The following is a 19904-nucleotide window of genomic DNA, read 5'->3' on the forward strand; positions in this document are numbered from 1 at the left end:
TTAGAGCGCGAATCAGAAAAAGGGGGACCAGGATATGACAGAAAAAAACAAGCAATTATTCATTGGGCTGATCATCATGTATGCGATTGCCTATCTGTTGACTTTCGCATTGGAATACCAGCAACTGATGATACTTCTGAAACCCGGAGCCAGCCTTTTGGCCTGGGCATCGATGCACTATTTCACCACGATGATGAAAGACAATCAGGTTGTCAAAAAGCTGATTGCCTATGCTTTTATGGCCTGGTTTATCGCCGACGTCATCGCGATGGTAGGGGAACTCATTATTTTTTCAGAAGCTTATAATCTCGTCAGTTTTTACAACCTGGAAGTCGTCCTATATGCTATCAGCCGGGTTCTGATCCTGATAACCATTGCTGCCTTATACAGCTTTGTGACCAAAAAAACCAGCCAATTTCAGGTAATGGCAGATTTAATGACCTTGATCGCCTGTATGGGAATTACCGTCTGGTTAGTTTTTTTCAAACCAGCCCTCCAGCAGCAGTGGGCACTGATGATAGCTGGCGATCTGATCACGATATTTTCTTTTTTCTTTATCAGCCTCAGCCTCTTTGTGCATGGCCTCCTGCTGCTAAACTGGTTGTACTTTAAAGAACGGGCGATTACCCTGGGTCATAAGATCGCATTGTCGGGTTTGGCCATTGTGATCCTGACGGATTTGATCTGCGCTATCAATCCCAGCCTGCTTTACCAGGGCAATTCCATCGATCTGGCTTATAAGATCGGCATTTTGATGATTGCTCTTGGCGGCGTTTACTTTAATCAAAAAGCGGTTACTCAGTTAAAAAACAAAAAAATAAAGAAACCCAATGAAACCTGGAAGAACGGTTTTTATTTCCTGGCCTATCCCTTGCTGGCCTGGCATATCATCGGCTTGGATATCGATCTGATGATTTATCTGCTGGTGATTGCATTTTACATGGTCAGTTGCTTATATACCAGGCAGATTGATGTGACCAAAGCAATGCTGGAGAAGGAAATCGCTTATAACAAAAAACTACGGAACCAGCATTATTTTACCAGCCAATTACTGGATGCCATGCCTGGTGGGATCTTTTATGTTTCCCGGGATGATCAGCTGCTGGGCATGAACAGTAAGCTTTCGCAGCACTATGGCGTCGATACTGCCGCCTATCTCAATTGCAAACTGGCTGAATTTCCGCCACTGACCGATGCTGATTTACAGGAGTATGCCCGGATGAAGGAAGAAGCGCTGATAACCAGAAAGCCCTGTGTCCGGCAGTCCACATTTCACGGTGCCAACGGCAAGGCCAGGGTGGCCCTTTACAGCCTCAACGTTTATTATCTGGCTGATGGTTCGGTGGGTGGTTTTTTGGGAGTTTTTACGGACATCACCGAGCTCAAAGCAAAAGAAAAAGAACTGGAGGTGGCGCTGAAAAATGCCAATGCCGCCACCGAGGCCAAGTCACAATTTTTGGCCAATATGAGTCACGAAATCAGAACTCCGATGAACGCTATTCTGGGGATGTCCCATTTGGCGATGCAAACCCAGTTGGATGCCAGGCAGGCGGACTATCTCCGTAAAATACATGGTGCCGCCACGGCACTGTTGGGCATAATCAATGACATTCTGGATTTTTCTAAGATTGAATCCGGTAAGCTGGAAATGGAAACCATCGATTTTGACATTGAAAAGGTCGTTAATGATGCGATTCAGTTGTTTACTGAAAGCGCAGCCCAAAAAAATCTGGAATTCGCAGTCACACTGCCTCCAGCTTTGCCGCAATGGTTCCGGGGTGATCCGCTGCGATTGGGGCAGGTGCTGACCAACCTGGTCGGAAATGCCGTTAAATTTACCAAATCCGGAAAAATTACCGTCGCCATTGAGCTGGGAAAAAGCCGCAATAAGCAGATCCAGCTGAAGTTTACAGTAACGGATACGGGCATTGGCATTGTCCAGAAAAATTTGGAACGGCTCTTTGAACCCTTTACCCAGAATGACAATTCGACAACCCGCCACTATGGCGGAACGGGACTGGGGTTAACCATCAGCCGTAATCTCGTCGAGCTGATGGGCGGCGAGATATGGGCCGAAAGTCAATTAGGGGTGGGCAGTACCTTTAGCTTTACAGTCTGGCTGGAAAAATCGTTCAAGGCACTAACAGCAGCAGAGCCCTTTTATACTCCGTTTGACCAGCAGCAGAGGCCACTTGCGAGCCTACGGATTCTGGTTGCTGAGGATGACCCTGTCAATCGTCAGATTGCTGAAGAATTTTTAATTCAGGCAGGCGCCCAGGTGGACACTGTGGAAAACGGGGAAGTCGCCCTCCAGCGGATGATTGAGGCCGTATCAAGAAACCATTATGATCTTATTCTGATGGATTTACAGATGCCGGTAATGGATGGTTATGAAGCCACCCGGAAAATCCGGATTATTGATCCGAATATTCCCATTCTGGCGATGACCGCCCGAACCACTGTCGATGAGCGCGAGGAATGCCTCATAAATGGGATGAATGACCATATTTCCAAGCCGATTGACCCCCGACTTTTGTATCATATGATTCAGCAATATGCAAAACCACAAAGAGTCAATGATCCGGCCGTCGACGCTGTGAAAATGACTGATCAAGACAAGGAGAAATTGACAATAATGAAAAGACCAGAATTAATCCTCAGTGAAGCAGAAAAAATCAGTCAAATCGACTGGGAAAAGCTGCAAACCCGGCTGGGTAAGAATCCGGATATCATCATAACGCTGCTGACCGTATTTGGCGAAACCCATACTGACATGGCGTCCGAGATGGTCCGGGCTTATGATAACCAAAATGAAGATTTACTGAAGCGAAAACTTCACACGGCCAAGGGCGTTCTCGGTAATATCGACGCTACCGGCTTATATCAACAGGTCTGTAAAATCGAAAGCCACTTGCGGGAAGTGGGCCTGGATGAGCAGGTGGTTCAAGGATTAGCGGCTTTCAAGGCCGATTTTGACAACTTCTATACAGCGATCATCACATTTATTAATGACCAGGCGGTGGAACCACCAGAACCACAGGCTAAAGTCGATTTGGCAAGCTGGCATAAAAAGTTTGTCGAACTGTTGGAGCTGGTTCAGGAAGGGGATGCCGAAGCGCTGGGTTATTTTGAAGAAAACCGGCAGATCTTTAGCAGGATGCTCAAGCCCGATCAATTTACGGAGCTGGCAGACCTGCTGCGTGGCTACGCCTTTGATGAAGCGTTAACCCTGCTCACAGCCATCGGTAAGGAAAGAGGTGAAGACGTATGACTCGTGAAAAACAAACGGTTCTGGTAGTTGATGATAACCCCGACAATATCGTCCTGATCAATGGCCTGCTGCGGCAGCTCTATCAGGTTAAGGTAGCCATTAATGGCGCCAAAGCCATCGCCATGATTGCTAAAAACCAGCCAACGGGTCTATAAACAGGCCGTCTCCCACGAAGAAGCAGTGGCGATTATAAAAGCAGAAGCCGGCCGGCATTTTGACCCGGCAGTGGTGGCGGCGTTTATCCAGGTTCACGAAAAATTTAAAGCGATTGCCCGCAAATACCGGGAGCCCGGTACCGCTGTTGCTCTAGGCGATTAGCGCCTTTAAAATTTTCAGGACCGCCTCCGGTTCTTCAAAAATGGGACTATGGGCGGAATCTTCAAAAAGATAAAAGTGTTTTTGGGGGGCTTTTATATCCTCGAGAAAGATTTCTGACAAGTGATGGTTGACGGTATAATCGTAGGCCCCGGAAAAAAACAGGACAGGAAGATCAAGCCGGGTAATCAGATCACTGAGATTGGCCTGCCGGAATTCCTCGTTCAGTGGTGAGCTTTTGGAAAAAGCCTTGCCCTGCCAGACCTGGAACTTTTCTTTGAGGGTATACTCGCGGTGCTTCATCACCGCCAGGAAGATACCAGTAATCACCGAATACATGGTGTGGGTGGTGCCAATTCCGGCCTCATGCATCATCTGATCTCTGATCCGCTCGTAGGCGGCGGTACCATAGGGGGCTTTTTCAAGAAGCTCCCGATTTTTTTTATCCTCATGATAAAATTCCAGCATCCATTGATAGGCCAGTTCTTCGGACAGTGCCAGGTTGACCGACTGGGCCACTCCGATATAGGCGTGGTAGAGTTGTGGTGCCTGAACGGCCGCCTGAATACCAATATAGGTGCCAAAGGAGTGGCCCATCAGATAGATCTTATCCTGGCGAAAACGCTGACACAGATACCGGCTTACCGAGATGGTATCAGACACCAACTGCGCCGTGGTCATCGTCTCCGTCGGGATCTTACTGTTGTAGGACAGCCCGGCTCCGCGCTGATCCCACCAGACCACCGTAAAGACTTCGTCCAGGTGGGCGGGATAGCTTGCGTTAAGCCAATATTCAGGCATTCCCGGACCGCCATGGACAAACAGCAGCACTGGTTTTCTGATATCCCGGGATTTAATAATCATCCCCATTTCGACGCCGTTGATAGTGACCCAGGATTTTTCGGCTAAGCTGGCCGGCAGCACCTGGCCGCTGGCATCGGTGTAGGGAATCATTTTGCCAGATAATACAACCAGCAGCAGGGTACTGATGATACTGATCAAACCCAGTAGTACAACAAAAAATAATGCCATGATGGTGTCCTTTCCCAACTGAATACGATGCAGAACAGCATACGGCGAACTGCAATTTTAATGAATCAACTGGCTCGATTATATCGAATCAATCTGATCGCGTCAAGCGCCAAGGGTGGTTTGTGTGGGTGGCTGTCAATTGATGGGATCCCTCAGGCGAGACTGAAACATGTGTTAATATCTGCTTATCAAAGGGTAAGATTGATGGTATAATAAATCAAGAATTATCGACACTGAATCAAAAGATCTTTCGTTTGCAACTATGGTGATACCGCTTGATTGGTGCCAGGAGTTGCAACAGACAATCCATGGTCAGGAGAATGCCAATGGAACCCTTGCGAAAAAAATACCGACAGATCCTGGTAATCATTATTTTAATCCTTGGCGGGCTTAGCAGCCTGGCCTTTTTGATGTTGTCCTGGCAGATGGAAAATACCTACGAGAAAAATTTTGAAACCAGTATTATCGAAGTAAAAAAAACCTTTTTAAAGGATAATGTCGACAACCTGATTCTTACGATTGATCAGGAGCGCCAGGCCCAGGAGACCCTCTTTGCCAGACTCAATCAGTTGGCCGAAATTGCCCTGGATGGATATAACAACTATACTCCTGAGTCTTTTCTGGAGCAGGCCATTCTTTATTTTGAGGACCCGACCCGGCAGACTTATTTTACCGTCCTGATCGCTGATTCCAGTACCGGCAGACTTATTTATTCAGAAAATATCAGTGATGTCGACCAGAGCTTATCATTTTCACAGAATACCGAACAGCTATCCCCCTTGATGACATCATTCGTCAAAAAGGACTACCGGGATTACCAGGTTTTCTTCGGTGTTCGCCAAAGCCGGGTGGCGGAAATTGTGGAACAGAGTATTCGCGACCATATTCACGCCTCCCGTTATTCCAATGACGCTTATTTCTGGGTCAATCAGGTGGTCAATTTTGAAGGTGGGGACAATTATGCGATCCGTCTTATTCATCCCAATTTAAAAGATACCGAAGGTCAGTCCTTGTCCACCGCCATGACCGATATTCAAGGCAACTTCCCCTATCTGGAAGAGTTGGAAGGGGTAAAAGCTACGGGTGAGATTTTTTACAGATACTTCTTTAAAAAAATGAATTCGGATGTGGTATCCGAAAAGCTGACCTATGCCAGGTTGTATCCCGAGTATAACTGGATTGTCGCCATGGGTGTTCATCTGGACGATATCAGCACCTATGTAAATGACACCACCGCGGAAAGTCGCGAAAATTCGCTGTGGATGCTGATTGGTCTGATAGGCTTTATTCTCAGCCTGATTGTGATTTTATCGATGGTCACCAATCGGATTGAAGCCTGGTATTATCGGAATTCCGAGCAGGAATTAAAGGCAGCAGTCTACAAGGATACCTTAACCCAAACCTATAACCGCCGGGCCGGCAATGAATGTCTGGCAAAGAACTTTAAAAACTTTAAAAACAGTGGCGCAAGCCCGGCCCTGATCATGATCGATATTGATGATTTTAAAAAGGTTAATGATGACTGCGGTCACGATGTTGGCGATAAGGTGCTGATCAAGCTGGCAACGGTTATCAACCAGCATATCCGCAGTAATGACAAACTTTTCCGCTGGGGTGGCGAAGAATTTTTGCTGGTTTGTCAGGGGCTCAAAGAGGTAGATATAGATGCTTTTACCGCAAAACTATTGGATACAGCCGCATCTTTTAATTATGACTGTTGCGGCAAATCCGGAAAGATTACCATTTCCATGGGAGTTTCTTATTTCATTCCTGGTGATGTCGACGAAAAAGAAGCCATTAAACGGGCGGATCAAGGACTCTACGAAGCAAAAAAACCGGTAAGAACCGTAGTTGTTATATTCCCACCTAGGTTTGTCGGTATTAATGGTTTCCGATCGAATCTCGTCGGTGGATTTCGCGAATGGCTGGTTTTCATCGTGAACTGCGATTGTACTCGGTTGATGAATGGGTTAAACTTTCTATAGAAGTGCTTTTTAATAGGCGCCGTAACCATTTCAATTAGCAGAGGAGTACAATAATGGGATTTTTTGATAAGTTTAAACAGGGTTCTAAAGATATGATTAAAAGCTACGATAAGGTCAAACTCAATCAAAAACTGAGTTATGAAGAACTGCACGAGATTATGAAGGCAGGAACCTATCCCTGTGGGGAACCCCAACTGACCGGAAAAGGGATTATGCATTGCATTCAGTTTCCACCGGTAGACAAATATGTTATCCAGGTGGCTTTAAGCGGAACCACCGTGACGATCACCAAAATCTACAATGGCGTCGGCGGCATCCTCAAAGAAACCGTCGGCGATGCGGTGACCGGTGGCTGGTATGACGTCCTCAATGGCGAAAATATTGACCTTAATCAGATGACCCGGATCATTGGCGAAGAGCTGACCAGACTGTGCGGTGAAAAAGGATTGCTAAAAACCGCGTAAGTGGTCAGGGCTTGTGAAAACAGCCAGTAAATAGTGTCGTTACAATCAAGGCAAAGCGCCATCCACGGTTTTGATATACATGGATGATTGCAGCCGATAAAAACATTAAAATCCCCCTGCTGCCAAAAGAACGGTAGCAGAGGGATTTTTTTAGCGATAAAACCGGATAATCTGAGCGGGACATTTTGCCACGGCATCCTTGATGGCCAGGCCGTCCCCGGGCGATAAAGTCTGGCTGATGACGGTCGCTTTTTTGTCGACCATCTTGAAATGGCTGGGGGCAATTTTGGCGCACTGGCCGCAACCAATACAATAGTCCGCATTCAGAGCAAGGGGACCATCTGTAGCGGCTTCATCATCGGCGGGAAGATCCTCCGGTTTGACAAAACGGGAGGTGATATAGCCCATCAGAAAAATCGCCAGGGTGGTCAGAATCCAGCGGACGAGCATGAATTCGGGTCCCAGAAATTTGCTTTCAGTGATCAGCATCGGGATTTTGATCACCGCCCAGGTCGACAGGATGATGACGATGTTGGCAATACTGGCGCCCTTGTTCAATAACATTTTACAGACCGGAAAGGCGGCGTAAATGGGACCGGCTGAAAAACTGCCCAGTAAAAAAGCGAACAGCGAACCCTTAAGACCCGAGTTTTTACCAAAGGCATTTTCGATGGTTTCTTTGGGCACCCAGGCGGATATCAGCGAGGTTAACAGCAGTATCACCGGCATGATCATCAGCATTTCCTTGACATAATACCAGGTGTTACCCAGGGATGGTAGAAATTTGTCTGGAGCAAAAATGCCGACGGCCACATAAGCCAGGATCACGATCATCAGAAAGCGGTTGTTTTTGAGTTGGCTTTTTAAAAATGTCATAGGATCACCCCCATCGCCAGGGCAATCATCAGGGCAAAAGCAAAGCTCAGCGAGTTGCGGATCAGCGTGAATTTCAGACCGAATTCTCGTTTCTCAAGCGGAAAGGTCACCACCCCCACCATCGTCAGCGTGGTTAGAAAAGCGACAATCGGAACAATGCTGGCGCCGGCATCCACCAGCGAGGCCACCAGTGGAAAGGCGACAAAGGCGGGGATCAGGGTGATGCTTCCCAGCAGTGCAAACAGCACCGTCGTAACAACCTCGTTGCCCTGACCGATGGTGGCTTTAATCGTTTCCGGCGGCACAAAGGTGAGGATCAGACCAATCAACAACAAGATGCCGAGGATATCCCCAGCGATCCCTTTCATCATTCCCCCGGACATTTTTATGGCCTTCAGGGTTTTGCCCTTGTCTTTTTTCAGTGAAAACCCCAGCCATACCAGGGTAATCACCCAGAAAATCAGTGTAAAAATATCCATCTGTTAACCTCCAAGTTGATTATGCGAATCTCAGTTTCAAAATTCGAATTTTCTTATAGTATACTGTAGATCAGCGGAATAAAAAGTTACCACGGTCACACATCAGGAGGTTATTTTAGAATCATCGGGATTTTATGACAATTTTATCCAGCCACAGCCTTTTTTCAAATTTTTCAGACGAAGCCAGAATCAGATTTTCAGAGCTCCTTTTAACCCAAAAAAGAACTAGAACCGATTCCGCCATTTAACCTGCGAAACCGGTCTAGTCCACAATCTCAGTCGTCATCCGTTTGGACTCCTTCTTCTGATTTTATCAAAAACCTTCTTTTTCACTTTTCAGTTTTACATTACTCACTTATAAGGGGATATCCGGCAATTAAGAAGATTTCGCTTTTTAATCGTTGGAAGATCTGACTTGTTGCAGATTGTTTTCCCGGCTTGTATATCAATTATTTCATCATGGTCAAATTTTCACCTTCAACCTCGGGTCGGTACATTGATATCAGTGCCAGCGTCATAATTGTTATTGAGTGGTTGTCACTAGGATTCTTTCACTCGTTCCTGAAAATGATTGAGTTGATCTTTGATATGACCTTATTATATCACCATTTATCAGGAAGTAAATAGACAAACTGTAAACGTTTGTATAGTAATCGTATACGATAATATAAAAATTTACATCCGCTTTTGTTTGCAATGGGTCACAGCCCAAAAGGCTGCAATTTGATAGCTAAGTTTCGACAGTAACTTGTCAAAGCGAGATAATTCTGCGTTATTGCCGTTACGGTAGACGGAAACATCATATTCGTCGCCGCGATCAGGGAACATAACTGCAATAATAGCCATCAATATAAATACCGTTGTCGCCCATCGGGTTGCAATCAATATTAAGCTGATGATCACCAGAGTAAACGGTGCCGACGGTTCCATTGCTACCGGTGGAGACGGTTGATCGGTAACTGTCATAATAGTAGTCGCTGCCGCCGTCAGTAATCAGTAACATCCCGCCACTGAATTGATAGTAGAGGGTGAAGCCACTGCTATCGGTCCACTTCCAGGTGCCGTTGATGTTGTTCTCAAATTGCTGCCATTCACTGGAAGCCGGGTCTGTGGTCGCTGCTGGGGTGGTTGTCGCCGGTTGTGGGGTAGCGGCCTGTTGGGGGAGGTTGATTACATAGGTAGCCGTTTTGATGCCGCTATGATTGCCGTTTTTGTCTACCGCAATGCTTTTTAGGGTGGTGGTGGCATTTAAAACAATCGGACTGCTATAAACGCTGGCACTGACCGAAGGGTCGCTACCATCCAGGGTAAAATAGACGACGATATCCTCGCCGGTGGGTTTGTTGATTTCAACTTGTTGGGTGGCGGTGTAACTCCCTTCATTAAGCGAATAGGAGGGCGGCTCAATTATCACGGATGTGGCCGTGTTCAGGCCATTAGGCTTGCTGACAAGCCCCCCGGAAAGATTGAACCAGATCAGCGTGCCGCCACCGATTAAAAATAGCGCACCCAATACCGCGGCTAAAATGATGATCGCCGTTTTCTGAGAGCCAGCCGGTTTTGCTTGTGGCGATGGGCTCAAGACCGGGGGGGCTACGGGGTCCGTTGCCGGGTTCTCGTGTGGATCTGTTGAAACTGGCGCTTCGGTATCATAACCGCATTGGCCGCAAAAGCGCTCATCCGGTTCAAGTTTGGTGCCACATTGCGGGCAAAAATGAAGGCGTTCCATAAATCTCATCTCCCTTCTATGGGTAATCTGTTTACGGTCTTTATACCCATTTGATGCGGCGTCTATCATCATTGCGTTTGTTAAAGCAGCTGATGGCTGTCCAGAAAATCCTCAACCACGGCATTAAAAACAACCGGATTATCGACATTGGCATTATGGCCGGCGGCCGGGATGATTTTCAGCGGATAGCCGGTTTTGGCCGCCCAGGCCCAATTGTATTGGGGGACCTTGCCGAAACGGTCATATTCGCCCAGGGTCAGCAGCACCGGGAACTCAAACACCGCATCGCGGTTTTCGCGGAGAAAGCTGGCATAGGCAAGCCCCATGATCCGGCACAGTTCCGTCTTGCCATAGGGCGCCAGCATCGTTATCATGTTGTCAAAGCCCCGTTTGGTATGGGTAGCCCCTTTAGCAATCGCCGTCACCAGTTTCTCATGGCGGTAACAGCGGGACAGCCACTCCACCTGTCGCACCCAGAAGCGGTCCGAACGGGAATAATAGGAACGGCCAAAGGGCGAGGTGCCGACCCCGACAAAAGCCAGCACCTTGTCCGGGAAATCGAGGGCATACTGCTGACAGGGATAGCCCCCCAGCGACTGGCCGATCAGCACCGCCGCGGGAATATTTTCCTGAATCAGGATGGCATCCAGATCGGCGGCGGCATGGTGAAAGGAAAAATCCGCATAGGGACGGGAAGCCCCGTGGAGCGGCAGATCCCAGCTGATGACGGTGTAATGCTTTCTAAAATAAGCAACCTGGTGGTCAAACATCCGATGATTGGCAGTAAGCCCATGGGTAAAAACCAGACAAATAGCCTGGGGATCCCGATGTCGGGCGATCCAGTAGTAAACGGTGCCCCGGGGAGATGTGATTTTTTTTTCCAGCACGACGATGACCTTCTTTCGCAGATTAGCCCATTCTTGGTGGAATGGGTCTTTTTTAAAGTGTACCGATAAAAAGGAGGTTCGTCAATGGCAGAATTGTTAAGGATGGCCGAAAGAACGTGATTTACATAGCCATTTTTCATTAAAAGGCGTATAATGATAGGTAAACGAAAAGAGGCTAAGCAATGCATTTAAAAGATGTTTTTAATTAATACAGTCAGGATTACGATGCCAATCACCGCATCTCCTTTAATCAAACCGCCCCGCTCAATGACCAGATGGCCTGGCTCCTTGCAGAAGGTTTTTCCAAAGCTGATTGTATTTTCAAATATTTAAACTTTGCGGTCTTTTTTGCCGTAAAATAAAGCTTATAAGAAGACGTCATTTCAGTCGCCTCAAAAACGGTTATAGCTCAGCTCATGCCAGTAGTCTACTGGTTATGGGCGTCACGTACGGCAAAGACCTCTTTGGCAACGGCAACGGCGTTTAAAACTTTTGGAAATCCGGTGTAGGGGATACATTGAATAAAGGCTTCAATAATTTTCTCTGGCAAAATCCCGACATTCAAAGCGCCATTGATATGAACATCCAATTGCGGTTCGCAGCCACCGGTGGTCAATAGGCTGGTGATGGTGATTAGTTCCCGTTCCTGAAGGGAGAGACCTTCCCGGGGGTAGATATCGCCAAAAGCAAATTCAATAATGTAGTTGCCCAAGTCGGGAGCGATTGTTTTCAGCGATTCGATCACCTTTTCGCCGCCAACCCCATCAATTTTTTTTAACTGTGCGACACCAATTTGATAACGTGTTTGATCCATTTGTGATTACCTCCAAATTCTTTATAATCCCAGTATAGTGCTTAGACTATGGTCTAAGTCAACCCTATTTTTGAAAGGTTTTATGATGATTATTAGCGAAATGGCCCAACTGACTCAGATCAGTGAATATACCCTGAGATACTATGAAAAGAAGGAATTGATTGCCGTTTCCCGTGATGCCCGGGGGCGACGTAACTACGACGAAAACGATATTGAATGGATTCGTTTCATCCAGCGATTGAAAGAGACCGGGATGCCATTGCGGAATATTAAAAAATACGCCGATTTGAGAGCCAAAGGCGATCAGACCGTCCACGAACGACTGGAAATGCTTGAAGCCCACCGCATATTCGTTGTTGCGGAACAGCAGAAATGGGCCCAAAATCTTTATAACCTTGATGCCAAAATCGAGTATTATCGAAAAAAAGATTAAGGCTGGTTCAAGTCGTATTGCCTTGGGGAAAATTATTTGTGTTCGGAAAAAGAAAGTTTAGATTAAAAATTAACTTTATCAGCTTAAAAAGATTAAGGAGCGTTTAGCATGTTATTATTTGCGCAAAGAATAGAAGAATTGATTGTCGATAGCGGCGAAACGGTACAGGCTTTGGCGGAGATCGGCAAGATCGACCGGACAACCCTGCAGCGGGTAAAATCTGGCGAGCGCCTGCCTTCTAAAAAGATTTTTAGTGGCCTGTGCAAAGCGTTACGGCTGTCGGCAGCGGAAGAAGAGGAACTGAAAAATGTCCTGGAAATGGAAACCATTGGCCAACGAAACTATTATAACCGGAAAGCCATCGTCGACCTGATCGAAACGATTGCTGAACTAACCGAACATACCATTCCCTTTTCTAAAGAAATCGGTTTAAAAAATGGTGCAGTTGTAAAAAGTTCGTTAATCGATGGCATGGAGATTGTGAGTGGACATGCCAATGTACTACGACTGGTGGAAAGCGCCATTGACTGCGAAATTTTTGCCAGTTCGACGCCACAAATCCGGCAGGTCATTCCCTATGACTGGGATGTCGTCTATGATTACATTTTTCAGCAAATGATGGGCTCCGGAAAAAATCTGGTGTTACAGGATATCGTTAGTTTCCCCAAAAATTGTAGTCAATCGGAGGCCGATCAAAGTCTGCTGGCCTTTAAAAAACTGGCGGCGCTTTCGCTGCTTGACAATGTCGATTACCAATCCCGTTTCTATTACCGACCATCCGACTGGCATCCAGTTGATGGTGGGGTGTTCCCGTATTATCTGCTAACCTCAAATCGATTGATCACCCTGTCAAAGGATCTCGCCACCGCAGTTGTATACCAGGATGCGGGGCTTTATCAGGTCTATGATGGATATTTTTCAGATCTTTTAGACAATAGTGCTCCGTTTATTCATGGCAGTCGGGATCTCTTTGAGATATACGCCCTGGAGGATGCCCTTCCCACCAAACTTGTGATGCAACCGATCCCCTGTTTTTCCCGTTATTTCACCGATGAGATGATCGAAAAACAGCTAAACCGTGATTTCTCTTATTTTGAGGCCCTGCTTGCGGCGGTGCTTCCTTTTTATGATAAATTCCGGGCCGATAATAAGGGGATGGTGGATGTCTTTTCCCTGAAATATTTGCGGCAATTCATGGAGGATGGCTACATCTATCTGCCGGAAGAGATGGTTTACCCTTTTGCGCCTGCAGAAAGGCTGCAGCTGATTAAGCAACTGCATGCTGATTTGGTTGCCAGTGAAAGAAAATGCTATGCCATCAACGAGGACCGGCTGTTTATGAATTCGGCAGTGGAATTTTCCAATGAAGACCCGACGCTCCGGCTGATTCTTCATTATCAACGGGGTAACGAAACCATCTTTAAGCACCTGGCAATTAACGAAGTCAACATCATCAATGCCTTTGAAGAGTTCTTTAACAGTCTGCCCACCAGCGATTATGTTCTTGGCAGAGAGGAAACCATTGCCGGGATCGAGTCCATAATCAGGGATTACAGCAGCGATGAAAGTTGATGAAGTGAAACATAAAAAAACTGCTTGACTGTGTCAGTTAGGCAGAACACATACTTGTGAATGAAAGTGAGAAAAAATGGGGGCAGATGAAAACTACCAATTTAATGCGAAGGTCTACGATATATTAGATCGGACTTACTTTAGAAAGGCGGCCTCCAGTCCCCGCAATGCTGTCATTTCCGTATTAGGAGAAGAACCATTAAAAGTTCTGGACATGTGTACCGGCACCGGGACTAATGCCTTTGCCATTGCCGGGGCCAGAAGAAATGCCAAAGTGATCGGGATTGATCTTTCGACTGCGATGCTTAAAAAAGCCGTAGCAAAATGGGAGCAAGCAGAGATATCCAACGTCAAGCTACTTCAGATGGATGCGGCCAACCTGCAATTTTCAAACGAGGAATTTGATGTGGTGCTGATATCGCTGGTGCTACACGAGTTAAGCCTGGCTCTGGCGGGCAAGCTGCTTGGGGAGGCCAGAAGAGTCTTGAAAAATACCGGAAAACTGATTGTCGTGGAATGGGAGGAACCAGTCAGCCTGGTTCAACGGATTTTGTTTTATCTCGTTAAAAAAACGGAACCCGCAGGCTTTGAGGATTTTCTTAAAACTGAGATGGATCAGTATCTTTTTCGCTTTGGTTTTGAAATGATACAAACAATTCATTGTGATTACAGTCAGGTAATGGTATTGAGCAAGAATGAGCACATTTAAAATAAAACTTAGCTCTAAAATCATAATTAGAAGGAGAGTCCAGCGATGATAAATAAAAATAAAAGTCAAACGGATTGGGAGCAGATCCTGGCCACCCGCCATGATAATGGCGCCGATTTCTGGGCAACCCCGGACGGCCGCCTGGGGATTGAAAAACCGATCAGTACCCTGACCGCACTGATGATCATCAGTGAACTTAACGTGCCTCGGGATCATGAAGCCCTGCAAGGGACGGCGGAGCTGGTTCTGAAAGCCATAAGAGCCGACGGTCGGGTGCGGATTGCCCCCAAAGGTGCAATCTATCCCTGTCATACCGCCCATGGGGTGGCCGGTCTGTGTCGCAATGGTTACGCCAGTCATCCCCGGGTTCAGGACGCACTGAATTATCTGCTTGCTGACCGCTACGATGACGGTGGCTGGCGCTGCAACAAATTTATCTATGGTCATGGCCCCGAAACTGATGCGTCAAATCCTAATGTGACTCTGCTGGCCTTGGATGCTTTTCGTCTGGCCGGTTTTCATGCGGGAGCGGCTCGCATCGTTGATCTTGACCGGGCAGTTGAAACCCTGCTGGATCACTGGACTGTGAAGATGCCGGTGGGGCCCTGTCACTATGGCATTGGCAAATTATTTATGCAGGTGGAATATCCGTTTTTGCGCTACAACCTGTTTTATTATGTCTATGTGTTGTCTTTTTACGAAAAAGCCCGGCAAGACAAATGCTTTAGCGAAGCCTTGGTAGCGTTACAGCAGAAGCTGGATAGTCAGGGCCGGATGATTGTCGAGCGTCCCAATCGCAAACTGAGGGGGCTTACGATCTGTCAAAAAGGCAAACCATCGGAAGCTGCCACGGCACGATATCAAGAGATTATTAAAAATATGGAGTTGGACTAAAATGAATTACATTATTACCAAAAACCTGAAATTGCGACCGTTAACCATGGCTGACACAGATGATGTTTTTACTTATTCAAAAAGCCCGAATGTTGGCCCGCGGGCTGGCTGGAAGCCGCATGATACTATCGAAGAAACAAAGGAGATCATGAAGACGATCTTTGTCGGCCAGGAAAATATCTGGGGAATTGAAAAAGACTACCAGATTATCGGCTCAATCGGATTAATCGAGGACCCTCATCGTCAGAATGACCAGACCCGGATGCTCGGCTACGCGCTCAGTGAGGATTTCTGGGGGCAGGGCATCATGACCGAAGCGGCCAGAGCCGTGCTGGCCTATGGCTTTGATACCCTGGGTCTGGGTCTGATCTCAGTGGTGCATTATCCGGAAAACTTCGGATCCCAGCGGGTGATTGAAAAATGTGGTTTTCATTATGAAGGAACAATCCGGCAGGCGGACAAGATCTACACCGGTGAAATCCTGGATGTCAAAGCTTATTCGATCACCAGAGCAGAATTCCGGTAACGCCAGTGCTACGGTAACGCCAGTGCTGACAATTTATCGACGAACGAAAACCCTTTACCAATTATAAGCAAATGGTAAAGGGTTTATTTATATGCTTAGGTGTTTTGTCCAGTCGAGATTCGGGATCGTTTTGATCTTAGTATAAAGATGGTTTATCCCAAAGATTCAGATTAACCCCGATATTATGCTTACGGGCATAGTCATAAACCTCTTTACCCCAGGCGACATCTTCCACCGGCATCCCACCGACCGAGTAGAGGATAATCTGGTCGTCGCTTTCCCGGCCGGGCACCTTGCCGTTTAAGATGGCTCCTAAATCGTGGATATCGGTTTTGGCCAGTTTGCCATCATGGATCATGTCCATAAATTTGGAACCGAGGATATAAACGATATTATAGGTCGGGTAGGGATATTCTTCGGCCCAGGCTTCATATAGGGAAATGTTGTCAACCACCAGCTTGGTTTTATCGCTTTGGATAAATTCATCGGTAAAATCAGCCGCTCCAGGCAGACAGAACAGGGCACCGGGCTTAATCCACTCGGCATCTACAAAAGGATAGGCCGAAGGACCAGCACCCATTGGAGTTGAGGTGGCAAAGCTAAGAATATCAGATCCCCGAACACATTCTTCCAGGGTTTCGCAAACTATAATTTCGGTAAACTGCGGGCATTTTTCCTTAACGAATTCAATACAACGGTCGATGGAGGCCTGGCCCCGGCCTTTTATTTTAAGGGTCGTCAGACTTGGTCGTAGGGCGGCAAAGGTTTCGATGGCAGTGGAGTTGATGACGCCCGGACCGATAATTGCCAGCACTTTGGCATCTTTAAGGGCCAGATTTTTGACGCCGACACCAGGAACGGCCGCAGTCCGGTAAGCACTGAGCAGGTTGGCGGACATTAAGGCCAGTGGTGCGCTGGTGTCCTTATCGTTAAGCATCATCATCAAAATCGAACGGGGCAGATTTTTATCCCGGTTCGCTACATTGGAACCGTACCATTTCATTCCGGCGACGTCAAACTTGCCGCCGACATAGGCGGGCATCGCCATAAAGCGACGGTCTGGGCCGTTCTTTGGCATATTGGGGAATTCGGGATCTTCCGGGAAGGTAATCATACAACCGTGGGAGTTGCCATTGTCACCACCCATCCGGTAGTCACCCATATCGAGCAGCTTTAACAACTCTTCCATACAGTCAGTACAGGCCACAACATTGTTGACCCCCGCCTTAATCATATCGGCTTCATTTAAATACAAAAATCAATTCCTGGTAATGTCATAATATAAACCTCCAAATAATTTTTATTTTTATGTTCTTGAATAAACAGGATGAATAAAGTTTTTTGTTCAAATTCGGATAGCAGTGCCTTTAGTCAGGGATTTACGGTAATTTCCGGGAGAGATTCCCGTGAATTGTTTAAATTCCTTAAGCAGGTGGGACTGATCAAAATAACCCATATCTGCGGCAGATGGTTGAAATATGCTGATCTTTCCCCAGCGCCAGTAATACATTCTGAAAACGGATAATTTTTGAGAAGGTTTTTGGCGGCAAGCCAATCTCCTTATTAAAAAGCTGGTTGATATAACGGGGCGTATAGCCGACTTTTTGGCTTAATTCATTAACATTGATAATCCCGACGACCTTGGTGATCTCATCCACCATGCGATAACTGAAAGGACGAACGCCCGGGCTGTAATAGTTCTGATAGTCGGGAATATAGGCATCAAGAAACAACTCAATCTGTTCTTTAAAATCGTTGCTGCAGGTGATTCCTTCCATCATGGCCTGATTATCACAGATTTCCGGGAGTGGCACAGAGCTCTCAGTCAGGCTGCCAATCGGATAGCCCTTAGGTAAAAACGCTTTGCCAGGTAGAAAGCGGATGCCAAAAATAGTATCGTTGAGATGAAAAACCGAAGCATACTCAATCGAGTGCATTTTTAAAACGGCGCCGTAGCAGGTTGCATCCAGATGATCCTGGCCGCAGCGGAAGACAATGTCGACGGTGCCATCAGGAACGATGGTGGCGGTTTCTAACATTTCCTGGGTAACCTGGAAGCGATAAAAGTGGGAGATGCCATAAGCCCGGTAGTCAAAGTACTCATAACCCTGGGCGTGCTTGACCATCAAGGGTTGTTTTGGGATGATGATACTTTCCTTTTCTTGTGGGGATGATGCATAAGAGCCATACCGTTGCAATAGATCAATCATAGCTAAAACCGCAAGCATACGCTTTCCTTTCTGAACAAAATGGATAATTGGCACGAACCGGCATAAAAAAACAAGGACGCCGAAATTTCGATTTCGACATCCTTGTCTGAGTAGTTGTTGGTTCACTGCTTATTATGTATACAATATACCATAGTTCGAAAGAAAAGAATAGTAAAAATCGGCACTAAATTACATTTGCAATCATAGTTAAGAAAATTCTAATTTTCGTATTGAGCCTAGTCCAGGCTTATTGTTTGGGTTGAAAGCGGTCGTATCGGAGGGCTGACAAATCGATAGTGGAGTGACCGTCAGCAATCATTTCGGCGACGTTGTAGCCCACCGCCGGAGCAATCCCAAAGCCGTGGCCAGAAAAAGCGCAGGCGATATACAAACCGGGCACTTCTGCCACCGGGCTGATCACAGGAACATGGTCGGCACAGTCATCCAGCCAGCCAGCCCAGGCCCGGACGATTTTGGCATCGGCAAGTGCAGGGAAGTATTTAATAATCCCCCGGCAGGTACAGGAGGCGCCGATGCTACTGGAAATGGGGCTGCCATTGTCTTTGTTGAGGTGTTCAAAACCAGAGGATCCACCAAAAACAAAGGAACCATGCTTGGACTGATGGCCGTAAAAATCGGCATCAGCTGTCCCCAGCATTTGCAGAAACATCGGCGGTTCGGCTTCGGTAACCAGACATTCCATTTTAAGCGGCATCATTGGCACATCGATGCCGACAGTCGCTAATATTTTGCGGCTGTCAAAACCGGCCGCCACCAGCACCTTGTCGGCTTCATAGATGGCATCCGGGGTGACAACCTGACGGATCACACCCTTAATTTTTCGCAGTTCGAAACAGGGTGCTTCGGTAATAAAGCGGACGCCCAATTCCCGGGCTTTTTTATAGTAACCGAGGGTTGCTGTCAGCGGATTGGCATGGCCGTCGGTGGGACACCAGCTGGCACAGGTGACTTCGTCGGAAAGGTAGGGATTAATGGCCCGAATTTCATCGCCGTTGATCATCCGGACATCCAACCCGCAGGCTACGGCCTTATCCGTTAAGCCCTGAAGAATTTTTTGATGGGCCTCCGTTTTCCCCAGTCGCAGATTACCTTTTTGGGTGTATTCCACATCCACACCCAGTTCTTCGGACAGTCCCGGCCAGAGGTTTTTAATCCCCCACATCGCCAGCGGCAGTTCCCGGGTATCCCGGCCGGACTGGCGGACACCGCCACCATTTCGGGACGAACCACCAATGCCAATATCCTTGCTGGCTTCAAGAACCGTCACCGACAGGCCTTTTTTAGCCAGGTAGTAGGCGGTGGCATTACCGATGATACCGGCGCCAATAATAATCACGTCAGTATGTTTAGACATGGGTCACCTCTTCATTTCCTAATACTTTCATTTCCACCGGTCGCATGGGTGATCGGCTGGTGGCCGGATCCAATTGATCGGGGATGACGCAAAGCTCCCGGGCAATCAGGTTTTTAACCAGCTTACCGCAGGTTTGGCCCTGACAAAGCCCCATCCCAGCCCGCAGGTAACGCCGGATTTCATTAACGGTAAACATTCCGTCGTGAATCGCCTGCCGAATTTCGCCTTTGGTGATTTCTTCGCAGCGGCAGATGATGATGGTGTCGTCAGCCTGGGAAACGAAGGAACCGATATTTTGTGAACGATCATTAATAGATTTCATAGTCGTTTCTC

The 19904-nt window shown here is 47.1% G+C and carries 20 protein-coding genes; 10 read left to right on the forward strand and 10 right to left on the reverse strand.

The window, feature by feature from the left end:
- The first annotated feature begins 34 nt into the window (after nucleotides 1-34).
- The 3 genes from CHL1_RS06775 to CHL1_RS06785 are packed head-to-tail and all read left to right on the forward strand — an operon-like array spanning nucleotide 35 to nucleotide 3589.
- Nucleotides 35-3271: a PAS domain-containing sensor histidine kinase gene (locus tag CHL1_RS06775; RefSeq protein WP_250935543.1), complete on the forward strand. Its 3237-nt coding sequence runs from the start codon at nucleotides 35-37 to the stop codon at nucleotides 3269-3271.
- On the forward strand, nucleotides 3268-3426 hold the full coding sequence (locus CHL1_RS06780) for a response regulator (protein WP_250935544.1): 159 nt from the start codon (nucleotides 3268-3270) through the stop codon (nucleotides 3424-3426). The genes CHL1_RS06775 and CHL1_RS06780 overlap by 4 nt, the downstream gene beginning before the upstream one ends.
- On the forward strand, nucleotides 3398-3589 hold the full coding sequence (locus CHL1_RS06785) for a hypothetical protein (protein WP_250935546.1): 192 nt from the start codon (nucleotides 3398-3400) through the stop codon (nucleotides 3587-3589). The genes CHL1_RS06780 and CHL1_RS06785 overlap by 29 nt, the downstream gene beginning before the upstream one ends.
- On the opposite strand, the gene CHL1_RS06790 is transcribed toward CHL1_RS06785, so the two are convergent.
- The gene (locus CHL1_RS06790; protein ID WP_250935547.1) at nucleotides 3578-4618 is read right to left on the reverse strand and encodes an alpha/beta fold hydrolase; all 1041 of its coding nucleotides are present in this window, start codon (nucleotides 4616-4618) and stop codon (nucleotides 3578-3580) included. The two genes, CHL1_RS06785 and CHL1_RS06790, sit on opposite strands and share 12 nt — an antisense overlap.
- Before the next feature lie 326 nt (nucleotides 4619-4944).
- Between CHL1_RS06790 and CHL1_RS06795 the strand changes: the two genes are divergently transcribed.
- Nucleotides 4945-6603 carry a sensor domain-containing diguanylate cyclase gene (locus CHL1_RS06795; protein WP_250935549.1) on the forward strand — a complete coding sequence of 553 codons (1659 nt, stop codon included), beginning with the start codon at nucleotides 4945-4947 and terminating at the stop codon, nucleotides 6601-6603.
- A gap of 53 nt (nucleotides 6604-6656) precedes the next feature.
- Complete coding sequence (locus tag CHL1_RS06800; protein ID WP_250935559.1) at nucleotides 6657-7067, forward strand: hypothetical protein; 411 nt, start codon at nucleotides 6657-6659, stop codon at nucleotides 7065-7067.
- Between the two features lie 150 nt (nucleotides 7068-7217).
- Here CHL1_RS06800 and CHL1_RS06805 read toward each other — a convergent pair whose 3' ends face one another.
- From CHL1_RS06805 to CHL1_RS06825, 5 genes are all read right to left on the reverse strand, one after another.
- A complete protein-coding gene (locus CHL1_RS06805) occupies nucleotides 7218-7943 on the reverse strand; it encodes a permease (protein WP_250935560.1) in 726 nt (241 codons plus the stop codon).
- The gene (locus CHL1_RS06810; protein ID WP_250935562.1) at nucleotides 7940-8422 is read right to left on the reverse strand and encodes a permease; all 483 of its coding nucleotides are present in this window, start codon (nucleotides 8420-8422) and stop codon (nucleotides 7940-7942) included. The genes CHL1_RS06805 and CHL1_RS06810 overlap by 4 nt, the downstream gene beginning before the upstream one ends.
- An 817-nt stretch (nucleotides 8423-9239) precedes the next feature.
- Nucleotides 9240-10151, reverse strand: a complete 912-nt coding sequence (locus CHL1_RS06815) for a chitobiase/beta-hexosaminidase C-terminal domain-containing protein (RefSeq protein WP_250935564.1) — start codon at nucleotides 10149-10151, stop codon at nucleotides 9240-9242.
- Between the two features lie 80 nt (nucleotides 10152-10231).
- Nucleotides 10232-11038, reverse strand: a complete 807-nt coding sequence (locus tag CHL1_RS06820; RefSeq protein ID WP_250935566.1) for an alpha/beta fold hydrolase — start codon at nucleotides 11036-11038, stop codon at nucleotides 10232-10234.
- Nucleotides 11039-11465: 427 nt separating this feature from the next.
- Nucleotides 11466-11852: a carboxymuconolactone decarboxylase family protein gene (locus tag CHL1_RS06825; RefSeq protein WP_250935568.1), complete on the reverse strand. Its 387-nt coding sequence runs from the start codon at nucleotides 11850-11852 to the stop codon at nucleotides 11466-11468.
- Nucleotides 11853-11934: 82 nt separating this feature from the next.
- On the opposite strand from CHL1_RS06825, the gene CHL1_RS06830 reads away from it, so the two are divergent.
- The 5 genes from CHL1_RS06830 to CHL1_RS06850 all read left to right on the forward strand — a co-directional run bounded on the left by CHL1_RS06830 (nucleotide 11935) and on the right by CHL1_RS06850 (nucleotide 15986).
- The gene (locus CHL1_RS06830) at nucleotides 11935-12285 is read left to right on the forward strand and encodes a MerR family transcriptional regulator (RefSeq protein ID WP_338078303.1); all 351 of its coding nucleotides are present in this window, start codon (nucleotides 11935-11937) and stop codon (nucleotides 12283-12285) included.
- A gap of 108 nt (nucleotides 12286-12393) precedes the next feature.
- Nucleotides 12394-13857, forward strand: a complete 1464-nt coding sequence (locus tag CHL1_RS06835; protein WP_250935569.1) for a helix-turn-helix domain-containing protein — start codon at nucleotides 12394-12396, stop codon at nucleotides 13855-13857.
- 76 nt (nucleotides 13858-13933) lie between these two features.
- Nucleotides 13934-14566, forward strand: a complete 633-nt coding sequence (locus tag CHL1_RS06840; protein WP_070372142.1) for a class I SAM-dependent methyltransferase — start codon at nucleotides 13934-13936, stop codon at nucleotides 14564-14566.
- Between the two features lie 45 nt (nucleotides 14567-14611).
- Nucleotides 14612-15460, forward strand: coding sequence for a prenyltransferase/squalene oxidase repeat-containing protein (locus CHL1_RS06845; protein ID WP_250935571.1), 849 nt, complete (start codon nucleotides 14612-14614; stop codon nucleotides 15458-15460).
- A 1-nt stretch (nucleotide 15461) separates the two neighbouring features.
- Complete coding sequence (locus tag CHL1_RS06850; protein WP_250935573.1) at nucleotides 15462-15986, forward strand: GNAT family N-acetyltransferase; 525 nt, start codon at nucleotides 15462-15464, stop codon at nucleotides 15984-15986.
- Nucleotides 15987-16122: 136 nt separating this feature from the next.
- Here CHL1_RS06850 and CHL1_RS06855 read toward each other — a convergent pair whose 3' ends face one another.
- The 4 genes from CHL1_RS06855 to CHL1_RS06870 form a co-directional block, all read right to left on the reverse strand.
- Nucleotides 16123-17241 carry a tyramine oxidase subunit B gene (locus CHL1_RS06855; RefSeq protein ID WP_276520479.1) on the reverse strand — a complete coding sequence of 373 codons (1119 nt, stop codon included), beginning with the start codon at nucleotides 17239-17241 and terminating at the stop codon, nucleotides 16123-16125.
- Nucleotides 17242-17428: 187 nt separating this feature from the next.
- On the reverse strand, nucleotides 17429-18214 hold the full coding sequence (locus tag CHL1_RS06860) for a DUF6597 domain-containing transcriptional factor (RefSeq protein ID WP_250935575.1): 786 nt from the start codon (nucleotides 18212-18214) through the stop codon (nucleotides 17429-17431).
- A gap of 229 nt (nucleotides 18215-18443) precedes the next feature.
- Nucleotides 18444-19571, reverse strand: a complete 1128-nt coding sequence (locus CHL1_RS06865; protein WP_228878762.1) for an NAD(P)/FAD-dependent oxidoreductase — start codon at nucleotides 19569-19571, stop codon at nucleotides 18444-18446.
- Entirely contained in the window at nucleotides 19564-19893 is a 330-nt protein-coding gene (locus CHL1_RS06870) for a (2Fe-2S)-binding protein (protein ID WP_070372136.1), read from the reverse strand. The genes CHL1_RS06865 and CHL1_RS06870 overlap by 8 nt, the downstream gene beginning before the upstream one ends.
- Between the last annotated feature and the right edge of the window lie 11 nt (nucleotides 19894-19904).

This window comes from Acetobacterium wieringae, assembly GCF_023700225.1.
Lineage (GTDB): Bacteria > Bacillota > Clostridia > Eubacteriales > Eubacteriaceae > Acetobacterium > Acetobacterium wieringae.